The sequence below is a fragment of the Candidatus Methylobacter oryzae genome (assembly GCF_003994235.2).
Classification (GTDB): Bacteria; Pseudomonadota; Gammaproteobacteria; order Methylococcales; family Methylomonadaceae; genus Methylobacter_A; species Methylobacter_A oryzae.
In genome coordinates, this window is record NZ_RYFG02000026.1 from 42,148 (window position 1) to 64,215 (window position 22,068).

At 48.8% G+C, this 22,068-nt stretch carries 17 protein-coding genes and 1 pseudogene; 4 read left to right on the forward strand and 14 right to left on the reverse strand.

What is annotated here, in order from left to right; genetic code table 11:
* Window positions 1-238: 238 nt before the first annotated feature.
* Window positions 239-1,246, reverse strand: coding sequence for a GTP 3',8-cyclase MoaA (gene moaA, locus EKO24_RS05800; protein ID WP_127027269.1), 1,008 nt, complete (start codon window positions 1,244-1,246; stop codon window positions 239-241).
* A gap of 378 nt (window positions 1,247-1,624) precedes the next feature.
* Between moaA and EKO24_RS05805 the strand changes: the two genes are divergently transcribed.
* Entirely contained in the window at window positions 1,625-2,257 is a 633-nt protein-coding gene (locus tag EKO24_RS05805) for a hypothetical protein (RefSeq protein WP_143733182.1), read from the forward strand.
* Between the two features lie 85 nt (window positions 2,258-2,342).
* On the opposite strand, the gene EKO24_RS05810 is transcribed toward EKO24_RS05805, so the two are convergent.
* The 8 genes from EKO24_RS05810 to EKO24_RS05845 form a co-directional block, all read right to left on the reverse strand.
* The gene (locus EKO24_RS05810) at window positions 2,343-3,266 is read right to left on the reverse strand and encodes a Nudix family hydrolase (protein WP_127027212.1); all 924 of its coding nucleotides are present in this window, start codon (window positions 3,264-3,266) and stop codon (window positions 2,343-2,345) included.
* Window positions 3,267-3,371: 105 nt separating this feature from the next.
* Window positions 3,372-4,586, reverse strand: coding sequence for a bifunctional glutamate N-acetyltransferase/amino-acid acetyltransferase ArgJ (gene argJ, locus EKO24_RS05815; RefSeq protein ID WP_127027211.1), 1,215 nt, complete (start codon window positions 4,584-4,586; stop codon window positions 3,372-3,374).
* 152 nt (window positions 4,587-4,738) lie between these two features.
* On the reverse strand, window positions 4,739-5,884 hold the full coding sequence (locus EKO24_RS05820; RefSeq protein ID WP_127027210.1) for a cation diffusion facilitator family transporter: 1,146 nt from the start codon (window positions 5,882-5,884) through the stop codon (window positions 4,739-4,741).
* Between the two features lie 69 nt (window positions 5,885-5,953).
* On the reverse strand, window positions 5,954-6,187 hold the full coding sequence (locus EKO24_RS05825; RefSeq protein WP_127027209.1) for a sulfurtransferase TusA family protein: 234 nt from the start codon (window positions 6,185-6,187) through the stop codon (window positions 5,954-5,956).
* Window positions 6,184-7,230 carry a tRNA (5-methylaminomethyl-2-thiouridylate)-methyltransferase gene (locus EKO24_RS05830; RefSeq protein WP_127027208.1) on the reverse strand — a complete coding sequence of 349 codons (1,047 nt, stop codon included), beginning with the start codon at window positions 7,228-7,230 and terminating at the stop codon, window positions 6,184-6,186. The genes EKO24_RS05825 and EKO24_RS05830 overlap by 4 nt, the downstream gene beginning before the upstream one ends.
* A gap of 258 nt (window positions 7,231-7,488) precedes the next feature.
* The gene (locus EKO24_RS05835; protein ID WP_127027207.1) at window positions 7,489-8,922 is read right to left on the reverse strand and encodes a PilT/PilU family type 4a pilus ATPase; all 1,434 of its coding nucleotides are present in this window, start codon (window positions 8,920-8,922) and stop codon (window positions 7,489-7,491) included.
* 60 nt (window positions 8,923-8,982) lie between these two features.
* A complete protein-coding gene (locus EKO24_RS05840; RefSeq protein ID WP_127027206.1) occupies window positions 8,983-10,125 on the reverse strand; it encodes a PilT/PilU family type 4a pilus ATPase in 1,143 nt (380 codons plus the stop codon).
* Between the two features lie 274 nt (window positions 10,126-10,399).
* On the reverse strand, window positions 10,400-11,374 hold the full coding sequence (locus EKO24_RS05845; RefSeq protein ID WP_127027205.1) for a sterol desaturase family protein: 975 nt from the start codon (window positions 11,372-11,374) through the stop codon (window positions 10,400-10,402).
* A 239-nt stretch (window positions 11,375-11,613) separates the two neighbouring features.
* Between EKO24_RS05845 and EKO24_RS05850 the strand changes: the two genes are divergently transcribed.
* Window positions 11,614-12,834 (forward strand): YHYH protein, encoded by a 1,221-nt coding sequence (locus EKO24_RS05850; RefSeq protein WP_127027204.1) that lies wholly within the window; start codon window positions 11,614-11,616, stop codon window positions 12,832-12,834.
* 69 nt (window positions 12,835-12,903) lie between these two features.
* Here EKO24_RS05850 and exaC read toward each other — a convergent pair whose 3' ends face one another.
* From exaC to EKO24_RS05875, 5 genes are all read right to left on the reverse strand, one after another.
* A complete protein-coding gene (exaC, locus tag EKO24_RS05855) occupies window positions 12,904-14,424 on the reverse strand; it encodes an acetaldehyde dehydrogenase ExaC (RefSeq protein WP_127027203.1) in 1,521 nt (506 codons plus the stop codon).
* A 96-nt stretch (window positions 14,425-14,520) separates the two neighbouring features.
* Window positions 14,521-14,946 carry a YqaA family protein gene (locus tag EKO24_RS05860; RefSeq protein WP_127027202.1) on the reverse strand — a complete coding sequence of 142 codons (426 nt, stop codon included), beginning with the start codon at window positions 14,944-14,946 and terminating at the stop codon, window positions 14,521-14,523.
* Complete coding sequence (locus EKO24_RS05865) at window positions 14,943-15,626, reverse strand: gamma-glutamyl-gamma-aminobutyrate hydrolase family protein (protein ID WP_127027201.1); 684 nt, start codon at window positions 15,624-15,626, stop codon at window positions 14,943-14,945. Before EKO24_RS05865 ends, EKO24_RS05860 begins: the two co-directional genes overlap by 4 nt.
* Window positions 15,599-16,600 (reverse strand): amidoligase family protein, encoded by a 1,002-nt coding sequence (locus tag EKO24_RS05870; RefSeq protein WP_127027200.1) that lies wholly within the window; start codon window positions 16,598-16,600, stop codon window positions 15,599-15,601. The genes EKO24_RS05865 and EKO24_RS05870 overlap by 28 nt, the downstream gene beginning before the upstream one ends.
* Before the next feature lie 406 nt (window positions 16,601-17,006).
* The gene (locus EKO24_RS05875; RefSeq protein ID WP_127027199.1) at window positions 17,007-17,756 is read right to left on the reverse strand and encodes a hypothetical protein; all 750 of its coding nucleotides are present in this window, start codon (window positions 17,754-17,756) and stop codon (window positions 17,007-17,009) included.
* Window positions 17,757-18,782: 1,026 nt separating this feature from the next.
* Between EKO24_RS05875 and EKO24_RS05880 the strand changes: the two genes are divergently transcribed.
* Complete coding sequence (locus EKO24_RS05880) at window positions 18,783-21,347, forward strand: chemotaxis protein CheW (RefSeq protein WP_127027198.1); 2,565 nt, start codon at window positions 18,783-18,785, stop codon at window positions 21,345-21,347.
* Window positions 21,348-21,926: 579 nt separating this feature from the next.
* Window positions 21,927-22,034: pseudogene (locus EKO24_RS23100) on the forward strand (hypothetical protein); the annotation flags it as partial.
* Window positions 22,035-22,068 lie beyond the last annotated feature (34 nt).

Here is a 22,068-nt window from a genome sequence, read left to right on the forward strand (position 1 = left end):
TAAAAACGTTAGGAAAGTTCAAAGATAAAAAGATTATGTTGTAACTGCTCTAATGGAACACGGATGACGCGAGTCAAACGGATTTACACAGATTTTTATGTACTCATAACACCTGAGGATGTTCAAAGCCGGTAGCGCTCCTACCTTTTAGGCTGAGTAAAAAAATCCGCGGCAATCAGTCTAATCCGTGTCATCCGTGTTCCATTCAAGGCCTAGGGGAATAACTCAAAATTAACATTTACCCCCCCGTCATGCTCATATACCGCAATATAACGGGCTGCTCGTTGATATTAAATTCGTGTTTTTCCGGCTTAATCGACATCGCGTCAACGATAGCCTGCTTCAGCACCGTCATATTGCCCGGATTAGCCCTGATGACTTGCTTTAAATCGACCGAATGCTCATTGCCAAGACATAGCAACAAACGGCCTTCAACCGTTAAACGCACGCGGTTACAGGTGCTGCAAAAGTTCTCACTGTGCGGAGAAATAAAACCGACCCGGGTTTGCGTCCCGGCCACGGTAAAATAATTCGACGGCCCGCCGGTTTTTTCAGGCGTGGCGATTAACGTAAACTGCCGCGCCAGATCGGCCTTGATCAAATCGCTCGAATAATAAGCCTCGGCCCGGTCATGCTGACTGACGACGCCGAGCGGCATTTCCTCGATAAAGCTAATATCAATGCCGTTATCGACCGCAAAACGGACCAAGTCGTTCACTTCCAGATGGTTTCTGTCCTTAAGAATGACTGCATTGATTTTTATCCGCTCAAATCCTGCCGTCTTGGCAGCCTGAATCCCCCTGAGCACTTGATGCAAATCGCCGGTGCGGGTTATCGCCTTGAACTTATCGGCATCCAGCGTGTCCAGGCTGATATTGATGCGTTTGACGCCCGCGTCTTTTAAAGACGGCGCCATCGTTTCAAGCTGGGAACCGTTGGTCGTTATAACAAGCTCGTTCAGGCTTTCGATACGGCCGATATTATGCAGCAGCTCCAACGCACCTTTCCTGACCAACGGCTCGCCGCCGGTAATCCTGATTTTTTTCACGCCCAACTCGGCGAAAGCCAAGGCCAGCGTATAAATCTCCTCCAACGACAAAACCTGCTCGCGCGGCAGGAACGTCATGTCTTCAGCCATACAATACAGGCAACGGAAATCGCAACGGTCGGTGATCGAGATTCTCAGGTAATCGACGGTTCTGCCGAAGCGGTCGATTAGTTGAGCGGGGGAAGACGGATGAGTCATGTCAAAGCAATAAGAAATCCAGAAAGCTAATATTAACATACTCTTGGCTTTCATAGAGTACGCCGTGCGCACCTTGAATAAATATAGCGCAGTGATTTCATCCGATACTGTTCGCTACATACCCTAGCAACCGTGTCTATTTTAAGTAATTGCGTAAGTTTTTGCGGCTAAACTAAATGACGTGCGCCTTGTCGCCATAGCTATGACGTTATTGAATAAGCTACAATCGTTATTCATGTAGAAGTTAGCCCAAGGTTGTATACAGCTATGAGCACAACAAGGAAAATATATATAAATAAAAAATGGCACGACTTTTCTGAAAGAGTAAAGCGACGAGACGCATACAAATGCTTGCAGTGCGGAAGAAGCGAGTCTGATGTGACTCTCCAAGTCCATCATGAACTTTACATTAGAGGAAAGCCACCGTGGGAATACTCGCTAAGCGACTGCCGAACCCTTTGCAAAGGATGTCATGCTAAAGCACATAAGCTGATCGAGCCGGATAGAGGGTGGACCTTAATTTCGATTGAAGATCTGGGTGGACTGGATGGAGTATGTGAAAGGAAAGGCTGTGGAAATGAAATAAGGTATGCCTATCTCACTTATCATCCCGACTGTGGCTACAAGGTAGTCGGCAGCACTTGCATCGGGCATCTGACCCAAGAAGATCGACTTTTAAGCAGCAATCTTATTAAGTCCTACAAGAATATTAGTGAATTTGTTCATGATTCAAACTGGGAAAGCGGTCTGACAAATAAAGGCAAACACTATATTAGCTGCAAATATAAACATCACTCTATACGAATATATGGCGATACTAATAACTACTCGTTTCAAATCGTGTTAAAGGAAAAAGGCTTGCGCTGGCATGATTACAAGGACATTATTCACTTTAACAACAAAAACTTAGAAGAGGTTAAAGAATTGGCGTACATAGCACTAAAGGGGATGATTTCTGACAATGAAGAGGAGAAGACGTTGCTCAGAAATATCTATCGAAGCTTAAAATGAAACGCATAACGCTAAGCTTAAATCAGCCCACCCTGCATAATCGATGCGATGCGGTTCGCTACCACTCACCACATCTTGCAAATACTCAATCCAAAAACGCCCGAATCGCCGCTATGCCTTGACCGCCTCGGAGCCTGACGCGGTCCAAACTGGCTTCGGTCATGCCGCCCAACGCGTAAACCGGCAGGTTGACTTGAGCAACTAGGTCGGCAAATTGCTCCCAACCCAATGTTGTCGCACCCGGATGGGTTTGCGTCGGCAACACCGGGGCCAGTACGGCAAAATCCACGCCGATGTTTTGCGCCTGTTGCAATTGCTCAAGATTATGACATGACGCGGCCAGCCACCGGCAGTTTTCGGGGCGCTCGGTCAGCATCATCAAGTCGCGGCTGGTCAGGTGGATGCCGTCTACAGCGGCCGGGCAGTCAACGGCGGAATTCATCAGCAGTACAGCCTGATGCCGTTGGCATAACGGATAGGCTTGCTCGATAAATGTTGCGACAGCGGCGGGCGATAGTTTTTTCAACCTCGCTTGGATCAATTTTATGCCTCTGTTCAATATTTTTTGTAGGTTCGGCAACAGCAAATCGGGGGCCGAATCATCCAGAATCGCGTAATAAGGCGGCAGTTTGGCGGCGGCGATAATCGGCCGGTTCGCGGACGGAAATTCGTATTGATCGAGTTCGTAAGGCGCGACCCACTTGAATGGTTGGCCTTCGCAGCTTTCTGCTTCTTCGGAAAATTGCTCGACCAGGAATACGTTCAGTTGCACGAAACGGTCGGGATAGCGGTGGCGTATCGTAATTAACGGAACGGCCGAGACGACGTCAATGTTCAGCTCTTCTTTCAGTTCGCGCGCCAACGCGGCTTCCGCTGTTTCGGAAGGCTCGATCTTGCCACCGGGAAACTCCCACAAGCCGCCTTGATGCAACGCGGCATGCCGGTAGGAGATCAGGATTTTTCCTTCGGGATTTTTGACTACGCCTACGGCGACTTGGAGTGGATGCATATTAAGATAGACGCCGAAGCGTGGGAACGTTAAAACACAACAGTTGGAGTGCAAGCGGCAAAGGGCGACTGAAGTCACCCCTACAGCCCTGCAACGCTACGGTTATTAGGTCCGATACTCCGCATTGATCTTCACGTAATCATACGAAAAATCGCAGGTCAAAACTTCCTGCACAGCGCTGCCGCGGCCCAACTTGACGGCCACGGTGATTTCCTCCCGGTCCATGACCCGCTGCCCTGCTTCCTCGGTGTAATCGTCGGCCCGGCCGCCGTTCCTGACGATGCAAACGTCGTCCAAATACAACTCCACATCTTCCAGCACCATGTTCTCGACGCCGGCGCGGCCGACCGCAGCCAGAATCCGGCCCCAGTTCGGATCGCTGGCGAAGAACGCGGTTTTGACCAGCGGCGAGTGGGCGATGGTTTTGCCGACGCGCACCGCTTCTTCATCGGTCAAGGCTTGCTCGACAACGATGCGCATCAGCTTGGTTGCGCCTTCGCCGTCGCGGACAATCGCTTCGGCCAATAATTTGCAGACCGTCATTACCGCATCGGCAAAGGCCGGGTAATGCTCGCTGTCGCGCGTGATTTCCGGCGCCTGTGAGCACCCGCTGGCCATCAACACGCAGGCGTCGTTGGTCGAGGTATCGCCGTCGACGGTGATGCGATTGAACGATTGCTCGACAGCTGCCGCCAGACATTCCTGCAACAGCGCTTGGTCGATTTTCGCGTCGGTCGCCATGAAACCCAACATCGTCGCCATGTTTGGCTGGATCATGCCCGCGCCTTTGGAAATGCCGTTGATCGTAATGGTTTGGCCGTCGATGTCGATGACTTTGGACACGCCTTTCGGGAACGTGTCGGTGGTCATGATCGCCTGGGCCGCTTTGCCCCAGTTATTGACATCAAGGTTGAACACCGCTTCACGCAACGAAGCTTTGATTTTATTGACCGGTAGCGTCTGGCCGATGACGCCGGTCGAAAAAGGCAGCACTTGCCGGGCTTCGCCGCCGACGACTGCGGCCAAATCGGCGCAGGTCGCCAATGCGTCCTTCATGCCTTGTTCGCCGGTGCCGGCATTGGCATTGCCGGAATTGATCAGCAACCAGCGCGGCGAACGGGCCAGATTGGCTTTGGCGACATGCACCGGCGCCGCGCAAAAAGCGTTTTGCGTAAAAACCGCCGCGCAGGTTGCCTGCTCGGCCATTTGTATGACCAGGATGTCGTCCCGGACGGTTTGCTTGATGCCTGCGTTCGCGGTGCCGAGCATAATGCCCGCTACCGGATGCATGGTTGGAAAACTGCACTGCCCTACTGCCATAAATTAAGCCCTGTTTGATTATAAGATTCACCACGAAGACACGAACGACTGCACGGATGCAGGAGGTAGAGCAACGCAGGAGCAGTTGCCGAGAGCACGAAGTTTTATTTCTTCGCGTCTTCGTGGTGAATTCTGAATTTGTAAAACACTTGTTAAACTTTAAAAAACACAAACACGTTATCGATTTTTTTGACCTCGACACGCATCCGTTTGCATTGTTTTGTTATTTTTTCTAACTGTTGCGGCTGCTGGCTCAGCGCAAAAGGTAAAATCACTTCCACTTCGATCTGGCCGTCCAGATAATGAATCCTGAAATCCTCTATCACGGTCTTGAAATCCGGCAGATAACGATCCAATAGCCGTCTCACGTCGCCGCGAGACAATGGCCTGATTTGCTCTTGCAGGCTTTCGTCGTCTTCGGGATCGACATGCACCAGCACGTCCATCACATCGTCGAAACGCTTAATCAAATCGTCCCTGACAATATCGCCGATCATGTGGCCTTCCGACACGGTAATACGCGGGTCGACGACGATATGCGCATCGATCAGCGCGTCCTCGCCCATCTGCCGGGTGCGCAATAAATGGATGCCTTCGACGCCGTCTATCGCATGGATTGCATTCCTGATCTCGGCGACCAGCGCCGGCGGCAACGAGGTATCGACCAATTCCTTGATGCTTTCGAATACCAAATTCAAACCGATTTTGGCGACCATCAACGCGACAACAACAGCCGCAATGCCGTCGGCCAGCGGATAGCCCATCATCACCGCACCGATGCCGATCAACACGACCAGCGACGAAATCGCGTCGCTACGCTGATGCCAGGCATTGGCCAGCAGCAATTTGGAGCGGGTCGTTTTGGCGATGCGCTTGGTATAGTGGTATAGCCACTCGTTAATCAGGATAGACAGCGCGGCGACGCTCAACGACAACGGATTCGGCACCGGCAGGCTCTCGGGGTTCGCCATCCGCTCCATGACCGACCAGACAATAGCGCCGCCGATGCCTATCAAGCTACCGCCTAAAATAACGGTGGCAATGGTTTCGAAGCGACGATGACCGTAAGGATGATCATGATCGGCCTCGCGGCTGCCTAATTTAACCGCGATAATGACCAGCAGGTCGCTGAGCAAATCCGATAGCGAATGAATACCGTCGGCGATCAACGCCGCGGATTGACCGAGGATGCCGAAACCGACTTTGATCAGCGTCTGGAGTACATTAACCGCCGCCCCGACATAGCTGGCCCTGGCTTTTAATTTATCTATTTTTACGGCATCCGAAACTTCAGCCATGATTAGCCCGCTGTCTGTATAGTTTCTCGTTCCCACGCGCTACGTGGAAACGAAATAACGGCTGAAACTTCAGCCATTACCGCCCACTTCCAGAATAATAATGTATTCATTATCGCCGGAAATAGTTTCCAGCACCGTATGCCCATTGATACGGCACCAAGCCGGAATATCCTGCATCACGCCCGGATCGGTACAAATCACTTCCAACCGGTCGCCGGCTTTAAGCTGCTTGACTTTGTCCTGGGTGCGGATAACCGGCAGCGGACACAACAAGCGGCGGGCATTCAACGTTTCTCTGTTCATATATACCATTCCTGCGGGATTTCGTCGGCGCCGAACGGCTTGACCTGAATAACTCTTTCGGAACCGTCTTTACCGGCGATATTCACATCGACTTGCTCGGCATTGCGGCCTTGTCCGTAACGCGCGGTGATTCTTGCGGCCATGAACAAGTCTTCCGCGGAAGGCGAGCCGTCCACTAAAACCAGCGGCCCGGCATGACTGACGCAATTCAGGGTAATAAACTCTTTTTTGTAACCTTGCATAAAGCGCCCTTCGCCTTCTTCCCTGGCGACGATCACTTTAAAGTTTTGGCTCGGCCTGATGTGCCTGCCGACTTTCAACAGCATCACGTCGTCCAGATCGTATTGCTTATTGCCGTCGCGCGCTTTCCATAAATCGACTAGCTTGGCCGAATAATTGGCGTCGGTCAGGAAACAACAGCCGCCGGCCGGTTGCGCATAGTCGACAAAACCGTATTGTTCGGCCAGTTCCATCTGCGGCTTGCGTGAGCGTCCGCTAAAATCGTGCAGCTTTTCCCGGTCAACCCAGCCTTCCCGCTCCGGCAGTGTCGGCGGCAAGCTTTTTGCGCATAAAGGCCGCAATAACAAATCGTCGGCGCCCGATTCCTGGGAGATGATCGGCATCGTCGCTTTGCGTTGCGACATCGGCCGTTGACCGATCACTTCGCCTGTAATGATGAAGTCGAAACCGTTTTCCTTGGTCCATTGCTTGGCCTTGTTGACCATGAAAATCTTGCAATCGAGACAAGGATTCATGTTTGCGCCGTAGCCGTGTTTCGGGTTGATCAACACGTCTTTATATTCTTCGATCACGTCGACGATATGCAGCTTGATGCCCAGCTGCTCGGCGACCCACAATGAGTTGTTGCGTTTCGGTTTGTCTTTGTCTTTGGCCCTGATCGCGTGGGTATGGCCTTCAACGCAAAAGCCGGTGAAGAAGTTGATGCCTTCGACATGGATGCCCTGATCCATGATGGTTTTAGCCGCCAGCATTGAATCCAGTCCGCCGGAAATTAATGCTACTGCTTTTCTTTGTGTACTCATATTGCTCAAGAATTGGAAAAAAATCGGGGCATTATACCGGTTTCTTACCAATGCAATGGCTAGAAAAATAGAACTCGGATGACACGGGCTCGACTGATGTTCACGGATAAAAACATTTGTCCACGAAAAACACAAAAGACACGAAAAAACGCAATGAATAATTGGCACCGCGAATAACACGATAGACAAAGTACCTGTAAACGAAAGCCTTACGGATTGCGCTATAAAACTTTTTCGTGCTTTTCGTGGACAACCATCTCAACCAAAATTAATCCTAGCTTCCAAGTCATTGCTGGAATCGGCATTCTTCAGCGCCTCTTCCAAGCTGATCCTGCCGTCCTTGTATAAAAGATACAGCGCGTCGTCGAACGTTCTCATGCCTTTACTGCCGCTGGATTTCATTGCGTCCTTAATCTCGTGCAGATCGCCTTTCAATATCAGGTTCGCGATATGCGGCGTGTTGATCATTACCTCGATAGCCGCGCAACGCTTGCCCGATGTGTCGGGAATCAAGCGCTGGGAAATAACCGCGTTCAGGTTGACCGCCAAGTCCATGAACAGTTGCGCATGATATTCCCGGGGATACATATTGATGACCCGCTCCATCGCCTGGTTCGCGTTGTTCGAGTGCATCGTCGAAATGCACAAGTGGCCTGTGTTGGCCAGCTCCAGCGCGGCCGACATGGTTTCGCGGTCGCGGATCTCGCCGATCAAAATCACGTCCGGCGCTTCCCGCAAGCTGGCTTTCAGCGCCCTGGCGTACGAGTCGGTATCGACGCCGACTTCGCGCTGGTTGACGATGGATTTCAGGTTAGGATGCGAAAATTCGACCGGATCTTCAATGGTCAGGATATGGCCGGCTGAGTTGGCGTTGCGATGGTTGATCATCGCCGCCAAGGTCGTCGATTTGCCGGAACCGGTGCCGCCGACCATCAGCAGCAAGCCGCGCTTGGACATGATCAGTTCCATCAAAATGTCCGGAGTGCCCAACTCCTGGCCGGTCGGAATCTTCGACGGAATCAAGCGCAGCACCAAGCCGACGGTTTTGCGCTGGTAGAAGGCGTTGGCCCGGAAACGCGCGCTGCCGTCCGGCAAGCTGATCGCGAAATCCAAATCACGGGTAACTAAAAACTCGTCGATTTGTTGCTGATTCATAATCCCGAAAGCTCCTGATTGGGTCAGCTCGGGCGTCAACAGGAAATCGTCCAACGGCACCGCACGACCGTAGATTTTGGCTTTCACCGGCGAACCGACCGTCAAGAACAAGTCCGAGGCATCCAGTTTAATCATCTCGTGCAAATACGGCAGGATGTTTAAATCGTCTTCCGGCGCTTCACCCAGAATCCGGTAGCTTTCTGCCGGCTGCTCTGCTGTTTTGTTTTTTGCCAATACCGATTCGGGAACGATAAACAGCACCAAGCCGTTGTCTTCGACCTTGACGTCAGCCAGGAATTTCTCGCCGTCAGGTGCCGAGCAATCGAACTTTAACGCCCTGTTCTGTACTAACTCCTGCTTCTGGGCATCGTTAATCAGGCTGAAAGTAATTTCTTTGATGACATTTGAAGTCAGCTCATTTTTTCCCAAGGGATATTCCTCACCGGCTAATCCCAAGAGTGCCGGGGAACCGGCCTTCAATGACAGGCTGTCCGCTTTTTTTTCCAGCATTAATTTTAAATAAGGTGTCAGGGTCATATCGGTATCTGATTTTTGTAAGATGGAGAGTGATCAATCTGTCTACACGGGATAGCTTTATTATTCTTCGTCGCCGCCGTCATCTTTAGATTGCAATGAAAGCCCGCCCATTGACCGGTCTTCGCCGGATGCCAATTTGATCTGCAAGCGCAACTCATTTTGAGAGTCGGCATTTCTCAAGGCTTCCTCATAATCTATTTTGCCGGCCTGATAAAGATCCAGTAAGGCCTGGTCAAAGGTTTGCATGCCCAGCTCGCGGGACTTGGCCATCAACGGCTTGATGCTCGCATACTCGCCTTTGGCGATATAGTCGGAAATCAGCGGCGTATTCAATAAAATCTCGATCGCCGCACAACGCCCGCCATCCACGGTCTTAACCAAACGCTGGGAAATAATCGCGCGTAAATTGACCGCAATATCCTGCATCAACTTCGCTTGCTTCTCTATCGGAAAAAAACCCAAAATCCGGTCAATCGCCTGGTTCGCATTGTTCGCGTGCAAGGTGGCCATTGCCAAATGGCCGGTTTGGGAAAATTCCAATCCGTAATTCATAATTTCTTCGCTACGGATTTCACCGAGCACGATAACGTCGGGGGCTTGCCGTAACGTATTGTGCAGCCCTGCTTCCCAGCTCTTCGTATCGACGCCGACTTCGCGTTGCATGATGATGCAGTTTTTATGCGGATGCACATATTCAATAGGATCTTCCAACGTAATAATATGACCGTAACTGTTTGCGTTGCGATGGTCGATCATTGCCGCCATCGACGTCGATTTACCGGAACCGGTGCCGCCGACCATGATGACCAGGCCGTTCTTGTTCATCATCACGTCTTTTAAAACAGGCGGCAGGCCCAGTTTGTCGAAGTTGGGAATTTCCGACGCGATAACCCGGATAACCAAGCCCTGACAACCTTGCTGAACATAGGCATTGACCCGGAACCGGCATAGCCCGGCCGGCGCAATCGCAAAATTACATTCCTGGCTTTCTTCAAACTCCTTGAGCTGCTTATCATTCATGATGCACTGCGTCAGGGCCTTGGAATCGTTAGCCGATAACGGCTGCTGGGAAACCGTCGTCATCTTGCCTTTGATTTTTATGGCAGGCGGAAAACCAGCGGTAATAAATAGATCGGACCCTTCTTTATGCAGCATAAGTTTGAGCAACTTAATCATAAAGTCCATCGCTTCTTTTCTTTCCATTGATTTCCCCTTGTGTTGATTGGCTATATGTGTTTTTACCTGGAACGCGGCAATACTTTATTGATTATAATTTAATTCTGGAAGATACCTAAAAAAACGCATACAGATTGGACTTTGTCTTTTGATGTGGCTGTTTTAACGAAAAGGTACCAACAATAACGCCGGATTCGATAAAAGAGGTCTGTCAGACCTCCGTTAATAAAAACGGGTTGACCGGAAAAATGCCCCGACCAACCCGTTCTTAAACTATCCCCGGCAAAAGCTAATCATGTTTCTACCAGCTTGTTTTGCCCGGCTTATCGCCGTAAACCGATCCGATAATCTCTCTTTTTGCTTCCAGCCAATCTTTAAGCTCATTCCCTGGGCGAAAGCCGCGCTTTTCAGCTTTGTAGTAGGCGGCTTCGGCGATCATTTTATCAAGGTTAACAGGCGAACCTGGCGTCATGGTAAAACCATACTTTATAAGATGAACAAGGTCTTGCGGCGAGCTGCCCTTGACGCCTATTTGCGCAGGTTTCAACTCTGCCAAAGTTCCGAATAAACGATCCCATACAGACAAAACCGAGCCGTAATTATTATCGTGCTCGTTGCGTTGAACCGAATGATGAACGCGGTGCAGGTACGGCGTAATAATGATCCGCCCCAAAAACCGCTCACCCCGGAATGAAATATTGGTATGGTGCAGCATCGTAAAAAACGTGATAACCGTCTCATTCGCAAGCACCAATGCGCTTTGTATCCCTAACGCAACGATCAATAACGCTTTCATCAGGTTGATGATGACAATCTCGACAAAATGTATCCGAAACGCCGTTGAAACATTCAAATAACGGTCATTGTGGTGCACTCTGTGAAACATCCATAAACAATCGAAGCTGTGGCTGGCTTTATGCACGCCGTACAACAGCAAATCCATCGCCAGGAACGAAAGCACCGCTTTCCAGGCCGGGTCCGAAACATAATTTAACAAGCCCTTGCCGGAGTATCGTTCGGCCAGAACCAACAACGATGGAATCGACAGCAAAGATATAACAAAACTGTTGAAAACAAACAATTCAATATTCGCCCGATAAGACTGGCGCAACTGCCCGGCCTGCGGTTTTTCCCTGGGAAAGCAAGACTCAAGAATCACGCACAAAACAAAGAAAAGAAACAGGACCAACGCTGTTCCTCCTGCCGACGACATATTTACAATCCATTTTAGATAGGATTGCAGCAACGTAATTGAAAATTTAAATTCGTCTAACATTGCAATCTCCTCATTACAAAACCGATGTAATCATTAGAGCAAAGTTGTCTTAATTAAAAATTATAAAAAACAAGTCGCGAGGTTAACGCGATTGTATTTGTTAGTATTTTGAGATCACAAAATGATTATTCAAGTTTCCGGATCTAATAAGATTTACCCTAATAATATGAATATCAGCCCGGCAAGAGCGATAGTATTGCCGGCTCACTCAATACCCCTTTTATATTGGAGATACGAAAATGATAAGCGCGAGACGCTCGGTTAATTTGGCTTTTGTTCTACTGAACCTGTGTTCCCCTATTGTAAACAGCGGAACAGACCCAAAAATTAATATTAAGGGTAACGGCTTGGCCGACCAGGTTACTTTAAAACCAAGCGATGCGCTTTCTGTAATAGTCGACTTGGATCCCGGCAGTCTTTCAGGCACTAACGCAACTTGGTGGATAGCAGCCAATACCCCATCAGGCTCTTGGTATTCATGGATCTATCCGACAGGATGGATTAGTGTCGGAACCGACAAGAATAAATTAGCCGTTAGCTATCAAGGCCCGTTAACTACTCTTAATCCTTTTGAGGTATTAAATACGTCAAACCTGGCTACAGGCGATTACTATATGTATTTTGGCGTAGATACGAATACCAATGGATTATTTGGTAATCAGTCGTTGCGCTATAACGTGCTAAAAGCCTCGGTCAAAACAGCAGCCACTTTAAATTCATGCTCGCTAACGGCCAATACCGCAGCCACGACAACAGTTACCTCCGGATGCGCGCTGATTAACCGCGATACCAGTGCCTGCCAAGCCAGCCGGGTCGCTCAAGGATTGACCGGCGCTTGGCTCAAATTTTCTTGTCGAGTCACGCTGACCAAAAGCGGCTCCAACGTCATACTGACTACTGACAGCCAGCCGGATTACAAAAGTAACTACTTCACCGCCGGCAATGCTTGTTATACGGCTTATTCGCCCTCTTTTCCGGATCCCGGCATTATCGGCGCCCAAAACATCAGCATGACGATTCCGCTCGCGCCGGGCGGCAAAAGCGGTCGCATGCCTCTTGGCGTCGTAGGCGCTGCGATCAACGGCGTCTCGTTATTTAACAACAGCGCCGCGCCGGGAGACGACATTTACAAAGAGGCATATTCGTTTGATCAGTGCCAGGGACATCCGGCAGGCTCAAAGTACCACTATCACACCGAGCCCTACTCAATCTCATACAACGACAGCAACCTGATTGGCGTTTTACGCGACGGCTATTTCATTTACGGTCGCAAGGACCAGGATGGGAGTACGCCGACGCTGGATATTTATGGCGGCCATGCCGGAACAACGCCGGATAGCCCAAGCATTCCGGTCTATCACTACCACACCAATATTCAGTCCAACGGCACGCTCAGCGACTGGTTTTTAACGACAGGAAATTACAAAGCGACGCCGGGCGCTTGTTCCGGCTGCTTATAGCCCCCGAAACCGGCAACTATCGCAATGGCCTTACGATGCGGTAGTTGCCGGTATAACTGATAATCGGGCCTAGAAAAAGCCCAGCGGATTAATATCGTAACTGACCAGCATATTTTTAGTTTGCTGATAATGATCCAGCATCATCTTGTGCGTCTCGCGGCCTACGCCCGACTTTTTATAGCCGCCGAAAGCCGCATGAGCCGGATAATGATGATAGCAATTAACCCATACCCGGCCGGCCTGGATACCGCGTCCCATACGGTAAGCACGGTTCATGTCGCGACTCCAGACGCCGGCTCCCAGGCCGAACTGAGTGTCGTTGGCAATCTCTAACGCTTCGGCTTCGTCCTTAAACGTGGTAACCGATATGACAGGCCCGAAAATTTCTTCCTGGAAAATGCGCATTTTATTGCCGCCTTTCATGATGGTCGGTTCGATGTAGTAGCCTTCGGAGAAACCGCCGCCTAAGGATTCAGCCTTGCCGCCGATTAATACTTCCGCGCCCTCGTCCTTACCGATTTGCAGATAGCCCAAAATCTTGTCGAATTGTTGTTTAGAGGCTTGCGCGCCGACCATCGTTTCGGTATCCAACGGATTGCCGCGTTTAATCTGCTTCGCGCGCGCGATGACTTTGGAGATAAATTCATCGTAGATAGATTCCTGCACCAATAAGCGCGACGGACAGGTACAAACTTCGCCTTGGTTGAAAAAGGCCAGCACCGCACCTTCTACGCATTTGCTGACAAAATCATCTTCTTGGTTTAATACATCTTCAAAGAAAATATTCGGAGACTTGCCGCCCAACTCGACGGTTGAAGGAATAATATTTTCTGCCGCGCATTTCAGAATATGCGAACCGACAGGCGTTGAGCCGGTAAACGCTATTTTTGCAATCCGCGTGCTGGTCGCTAAGGCCTGCCCTGCTTCCGCGCCATAGCCGTTGACGATATTAACCGTACCCGCCTGCAATAAATCGCCGATCAATTCCATCAACACTAAAATAGACGCCGGGGTTTGCTCGGCCGGTTTCATGACCACGCAATTACCCGCCGCCAAAGCCGGGGCTAATTTCCAGCAGGCCATCAGCAACGGAAAATTCCACGGAATAATCTGCCCGACCACGCCCAGCGGCTCGTGGAAATGATAAGCAACGGTATTTTTATCGATTTCGCCGATTGAACCTTCCTGGGCGCGAATGCATCCGGCAAAGTAGCGAAAATGATCGACGCATAACGGTATGTCGGCAGCCAGCGTTTCACGTACCGCTTTGCCGTTATCCCAGGTTTCCGCAACGGCCAGTGTTTCAAGATTCGCTTCGATGCGGTCGGCTATTTTTAGCAAGATATTGGATCGCTCCGTGACCGAAGTTTCTGCCCAGGCCGCGCTGGCGGCATGAGCCGCATCCAAGGCCAATTCAATATCTTCGGCGCCGGAACGGGGAATTTGACAGAAAACCTTGCCGTTAACCGGACTCAAGTTTTCAAAATATTGCCCTTTAACCGGTTCGACCCAACTGCCGCCGATAAAATTTTGATAACGGGATTTAAACTCGACTTTACTGCCTGGCTGATTCGGTTCGATATAAAGCATGGCTTTTACCTAAAGATAAATGTGGAGGCTTTTGATTCTATCATTGTTGGCCAATCACAAATAAGCTTCGTTGTTTTACAGGCGCTTATTCGAGCATCATAAAATTTGTTCCGACAACGCAATAATAACCGCATAACGCAAGCTTTTGCCCAAGCCCACCAAAATTACAAAAATACCAAGATTCACTTTCATGACCCCGGCAATAAATGTTAACGCATCGCCGCCGACCGGCAACCAAGCAAGTAACAATGACCAAACGCCGAAATGCCGGTACCAGCGCTGGTAGCGGTGCAATTTTGCGGCAGGGAACGGAAACCAGCGTTTATGCTCAAAATGCAAGAGATAACGGCCTAGAAGCCAGTTCACGACAGCGCCCAAGGTATTGCCCAACGATGCGAATAACCAAAGCAACACAGGATCGTAGCCGGCAGCCAGCAAACCGACCAACGCGACTTCCGAATAAAACGGAATCAGCGTCGCGGCCAAGAAACTGACTCCGAACAAGCTAAAATAAGCCATCATATAACGTGGCGCGCCGATTCAACCAACGCTCGGAAAAGATTGCGTTGATAGGCCAGGTAGAGCAAATATTCGGGATGCCATTGAACGCCAATCACGAACGGCCGCACCGGATCTTCGACGGCCTGCACGATATTATCCAGATCACGGCCGGCAATTCTTAAGCCGCTCCCTAACTGATTGATAGCTTGCGAGTGAAGGCTGTTAATCCTGCAACGAGTAGTTCCAAGCAATGCATTGAGACGACTGTCCGGCTCCACCACCAGGGTTTTCACCGGCAAGACTGTCCAGCGGTTACATGTATGCCGGCGCAGTTTACTGAGGTCCTGATGAAGATTACCGCCCAGATAAGTGTTAAGCAACTGCTCACCGCGGCAAATGGCCAGCATCGGTATATCCTGTTTCAAGGATTTTTCAATATAGAGTAATTCAAACATATCCCGTTCCTTGTCATAGCGGCTATTGGGCAATACTTCCGATTCATAAAGCGTGGGATGAATATCGTCTCCGCCGCCGATCACAATGCCGTTTAATTCCTCATGCAAATGCGAATTTTCAGGCGTAAGCCGTAACGGTCTGCCGCCCGCCCAGATAATCGCATAACGAGTAAAATACCAGGCACGATCTCCGCCTTTGCCAGGTCCTGTCACGCCGATTACAGGCTGCAATTGCGTTTCAGGCATTCGTCAACCATCTCTTGCCAATTTTGAAACAGCTCTGCGACAGGCCTATCCAAAAACCTTATATAAGCCTGACATATCGCATCCAAGCGCTCGCGGTTGCAGGCCAGCCTTTCGACCATTAGCCAGTTACGCCAATCCACGTCAATATTCCAGCCGGGCTTATCGATTTGGCAATTAGGTAAGCGGTAATGCAAGGTGGGTCTGGGGTGAACGCGAGTATCGTCAATGATCGACAGCGTTCTGGCTCTATCCAGATAGGTAAATAACGGCAGCATATCCAACGCCCGGTTGCGGGTAGGATTGGCTATCAGGTAATCATCGATTAATCTGTCCTGATCGGGACGATAGTCCAAATCAACCACCTGGCGGATATAGTCCGTTGGAAACGGGGAAATATAGCCGGTCATCGAACGGGTCAGAGCGATCCGGCTATGATGGACCAGCCAATCATAAAGACACAGAAAAGCCTTCAGATAACAAACAATTGTTTCAATATTCAGACTGGGCAACTCCGGGTTGAAATGCAAGCCAAAAGCATACAGTGCGCCAGTTTCAGTACCTTGCGCGCCCGACTCCCGTAAGCGTTGAATCAATTGGTTCAGTTCGCCGAGACGATCGATAGGAATCGGCGGCGAGACGATCTCGAAAGGCACAAGTTGCTCCGCTGCGATGCGCAAAATAATCTCCGACCATCCATCGAGCTGATCCAGAAAATGATCGGATTCATGCTTATAGCGACCTTTTTCTTTCAAATATTGAAAATCCAGTTCAACTTTAAAATCGCCTAAACTCGTATCTACCACCGTGTTTTCGTAAGCAGTGTTAGCGATAACACGTCCCCCGAACTGTTCTTGAATCAGTCGGGCAATGTTTTCAAAAGTCAGCCCGGAAAATTCAAGCTCTACGCCTACGTGCCTGATTTCTCCTGACACTTTGGTGACAATAGGGGGAAGAAGCCGGGAAGTCTGATGCATAGCTGCCCTTGATTGTTAATAGCTATTGATAGAATCAGAAAGCGTAATCAGATCAAAACGCGCTAAGCTTAGTCGCCGAATCGGTAATTTGAACAATTTCTGAAAAGGCTATTTATTATCTTTCGCATACGATAAAGATCAATAAGCCTAATTACGTAGACCGGACAACAAAGAAAGTGAAATGACATCAATCGCTCAAATAACTAATCGAACGATTAAAAACATGATTTTGAAAAAGTGAAAAATACTACGCAAACCGTATAAAGTCATTCCGGGCAGTAAAACTTATCAAGCTATCCTGCCCGGAATGACGACTTTTATTAAGTTGATGCATATGACAAGCCCCGGCTGGGCTTAAGTTTATCTTTTAAGAATGTGAAATACGGATTATTAATGTTTGGAAATTTCATGCCTCTTTGAACCATCCCCAATAATGATGCTGCGCCATAAAAGAGACTTGACGTTGAAAATGAGCTATCGCTTGGTCAAGCATTAAGATAATTTCTTCGTAACAAATAGTACTTTTATTGCTCTCAAGAATATAACGAGCCAATTTACTTATCGCTGCCCAATTTTCATCATTATTGACAAAATTAAAAGCTTCCATAAATAACGCATCCAATATTTCTTCTCTTTGTTGTTTATCGGTAGATAAATGTTGTAAATATCTATAAATCAAAAAAATATCCGAGTTGCCCCCATAATTTTTTAACGCATTTATATTCACTAGCTTATAGTTAAAAAGCTCATCATCGGTCTCAGCAACATATTTAGCTTCAGCCAGCGGCCCAATAAGCAAGTTAATAATATCTGCTTCAAGTTTTTCTCTATAGTCCTTTTCCCATTGCAATATAGAACCTTTATGCTCTGCTAATTCACATATTGGCCCATTAATAAAGGGAAATAATTTAATTAACCGCCCGCCTTCCACACTGGCACTGCAATCATGATGGCTAGCTTGATAAGCCCGGATATCCGCGTCTCTTACGCGGCTCGTTTCTTTAAAGACAATTTTAAAAGATAGCGGCGGTAAGCATCTGGCTTTATTGTTTAAGTGAATACCCGCTGCATGTCCCGCCTCATGAAAGGCGGTAAGCTGTTTGAGTTCAATTATTTTGTCCAGATTGAAAGTCTTAATTATCTTGTTTCTTTTCATATTACGCACCATAACTTTAAATCAACAATTACTATCCCGATCTCAGCATTCTGAAACCAAACAGAAACACTGGTTTTTTATAAGTTCCGATTCGGCCTAATCAAGCCCCCCCTTATCTCATGGCTATGCAGAGTGATATTTAGATAAATCAGCCAGAAAGCAAGTATCGTTATTTAATGGCTCAAACGCAGGCTAAAGCGTATTTAGAGTGTCCGCTATTCCCCCTGTAAAAAACATGTCAACAGCCAAAATTCGCAATATTGGCTATTTACCACCGCTTGTGAAAAGAACTGTAACGATCCATTCATTACAGTTATTGAATCTGGGATTGAGTATTGCTAATTTTGTTTAAGTTATTGCGCTTCGTTAATACTAACTTTCTTTATTAAATTGAGCTTTGTTGGCCGCAAACATTATATAAATCAAAGCTTTTCGATAAATATGGTTGATAAATCCCGCACATCAAAATTAAAAAAAATATATTTTTCTTTTACCATTTTTTACTTCCATTTGCAACCATACAACTAACATTATTAATTAAAATGTGTTAGCGAATAAAGGCAAAAATAAGACCGGCATCCTCATCCCAATGTGGCGGCCACTATTTGAATTTGACCTATGCCATCCATTTACTGACAAAGAACAATCTAACATTTCAACACCCACTTTAATTTTGCTTTACTCAGCCACAATATCTTTAATTAGATAAAAATTAATGTTATCTGTGGTCACATTTTTATAAAAGCATGAATAAATTTCGGCTACCGATGATATTAACAAGATTAATATCATCGATAACCACAAACAGGCGATTGAAACATTCCGTACATCGTACTCAAACATCCGCACAGGATTAGCAATCTGCATCCATTCCAAGCACCATTTTGGTGCATTCGTTGCAAGCACAGCTTTAGCAACATCTTTTAAGCCTTGCCTTCGTTAGCTTATAGTACAAGTGGCTTACATCTTGCTTAAATATTGCCAATATCTTGTTTCATTTTTAACACACCACTTAAGGATAACTACATGCTGTCAGAAGCTGAACGTTTCGAAACTTTTTCTCCTTATATCCGGAGTGTTTCCCAGTGCAAGGAAATTCTCCGCGACTTAAATGGAACCTGGGGATTAGTTTCCGCTATTGCAGAAATCAGTTGCCCCGCAGAAGCAGCAACCATACTCCCGGCAATGGAAGCCACAAAAAAAGGCTTTGCCGATCTTGAAAACAAACTGACCAGCCAACTGGTCGGCGAAGAAATTAAAAAAACCTGCCTTGAGCTTGAATCCAAAGCACAAGTTTCGATAGATATACTGGTGCGCAACCTGTATGAGCGTACAGCGGACATCGGCTTTTTGGCGACCAACGCCGACATATGCAATTTTGTACAGGCCTCTGCAAACGGCGAGAGAACCAATATCGGTTCGATCAACCAACTGCTTGATGAGTATTGTGCAAAATATACCGTATACGACGATATTATCATTCTGGACACTAACAGCCGTATTCTGGCCCGGCTTGACCGCAGTGGCTCTACAAACGTTCAAAGCATTTCCGATCCGCTTATCCGCAAGACCTTAAACTCGATAGAGGACTATGTCGAAACCTTCGGCAAGACCAGCCTCAGACCCGATACAGACAGAGCTCTTATTTATTCAAAACGCATCGTCGACCTGGTTGACGACACCGTCATTGGCGTTTTATGCCTGTCGTTTCGTTTTGACAACGAAATGGAAGGCATCTTTCGCAGCCTGCAAAAGAAAGGCGACAAAGCCGTCATGTTATTGCTGAATGCCGATTCAGTGGTCATTGCAACCAGCGACCAGGATCATGTGCCGATTGGCCGCGTCATTGAAGCCGTCCCCGAAGGCAATACCTACGGCATGCTCGACTTTGCCGGACGCGAATATTTATCGGTAACGCACCGCGGCCGGCCTTATCAAGGCTATGCCGGGCAGGAATGGTACGGACACGCGATGATTCCGTTGCACTCTGCATTCGGCTTCTCCGCATCCGATAAAGAAATCAACGCCGAAATTCTCCGCCACGGCGACTCGCTGTCGACCGAGCTGTCCAGCCTGATCGCCGATGCGGCCGAAAACATCAACCTGTTCCTGCATCGCGTAATCTGGAACGGCCAAGTCATGGCGACTAACGAACACGGCAACTTATTATCGCTGAAAGCGATTTTGAAACAACTTCGTTCCATGGGCGCGCGCACAGCTCAAGCCCTGGCCGACTCAAGCAGCAAGCTGCACACCACGATGATCACCTCCGAACTGCGTAACGCCGAATCCATCGCCAGGCTGATGATCGACATTATGGATCGCAACCTGTACGAGCGCAGCAATGACTGCCGCTGGTGGGCGCTGACCTCGGAAATCCGGCGTATTGTTTCCGAAGGTCGGCTGAGCTCGGAAGATAAAGCCAAAATCACCGAGATACTGATCTACATCAACAAACTGTACACAGTCTACACGCGGCTTTTTATCTACGACATCAAAGGCAATATCGTGGCCGAATCCAACCTGCACGGCGACCCGCTCGACGCGGTAGGCCGGCAAGTGCCCTTCTCTTATGCGCAGGAAACATTTTCCCTGCGTTCGCCGCAAGAATACCGCGTCTCGCCTTTTGACGAGTCCTGGCTGTACGGCGATAAACCGACCTATATCTACAACGCCGCGATCCGCCATATTGACGACATGAACAAAGTGGTTGGCGGTATCGGCATCGTGTTTGATTCCACGCCCGAATTCAAACACATGCTTGAAGACTGCCTGCCCGACAAACCCGGCTCTTTCGGCCTGTTTGTCGAACGCCCCAGCGGCCGCATCATTGCATCGACCGAAGGTTCCAATTACCAGAATGGCGACGTGCTGTGGATAGATCCCGAATTTTTTGAACTGCACGAAGGCACCGGCAAATCCAAAATCGTGCTATATAACAAAAAATACTACGCGGTCGGCTGTTACTCGTCGCGCGGATACCGCGAATTTAAAACCACGGGCGATTACCATAACGACGTGGCCGCGTTCGTATTTATCCCGATTGGCGAGAAATCCGAGACCGCCGGCACGGAGCAACGCGTCGCCATCTCTTATCCGCAAGAGCCGATAAGCGGCGACGTTGTCGACCTGGCAACGTTTTATATCGGCTCGGAGGTTTACGCGTTTTATTCCGCCGATGTGGTCGAAGCGATAGAAGTATCAATGATCAACCCGCTGCCCGGCACCAAATCCTACGTCGTCGGCAGCGTCTTGTACAACAGCCCCGACGGTAAAAACGAAAAAACCCCGATCATCGTCATCGACGGACGGATTTTGACCAACACGCCAATCGAGCCGGATGAACCGGAAAACACCGCCGGCGCGATTGTCGTCGTCAAGACCGAAACAGGACCGATCGGCTTATTGGTTGACGGACTTGATGCGATTCCAAGCTTTGAAAAATCGCAGGTTCAACAGGTCGGCGAACTGCTGCGCGGCGATGGCGGCTACGTCAAATCGCTGGTCAACATCCCGGAAAGTAATACGACCGGCAAAATGTTAATCGTGTTGAACCAGGATTTGATTTTGTCGGCGGTGAGGGGTAGATAGGGAACGTGTATATGTAGCATAGTGGAATACGGGACGATCTGTATCCCGGAGTCCCGGATTCCGCAAGCTATATACCGGCTACTTGCTACCGCCCTTAACCTGTCCAGAAAACATTTATTTGATGAATTATAAATAACGGGTATCGGCCAAAAGCGGAAGTTCATCATTGCGGGCAAGCAGACACTCAAATGGCCGCGATAGCCCGGAAGCGAGGGTCAAGTCGATGCCAATGCCGTGGCAACCGTGTAGTTAGGCAATAAAGATTAATACTGGAAACGGCTGCAAGCCGTATTTCGTCACATCAACAAAAATCGCTTGAAAATTAAAGTTTCATACTGAAAACGTGGTTTCGTTGCATACCCGATCAACCACAGGTGTTTATGTCGTTGATTTTGCGATGGTATGAAACATTATTGCCTAGCCAGCATGAGACTTTATTACCCGGTATGATTCTTTATTGCCTTCCTACAAACCGCCGCCCTTTTTCTCCAATCGCATGGCGTCGGTACCTCGCGTTCGGTACGAATTTACAAAACCTTATGGTGAGCAGGCAATCGAGAAAGTGCGCGAAATCCCTATCGCTTGGCATTAGATATCCACGGCATCGGCTTTAAGATGGCTGACATGCTGGCTCATCAGAAGTTAGGCATCGGTCCGCAATCCCTTCGCGGCCACGCGGGGCTCTGAAGTTTTCACCTGTGCTCGCTCAGGATGACGGAAC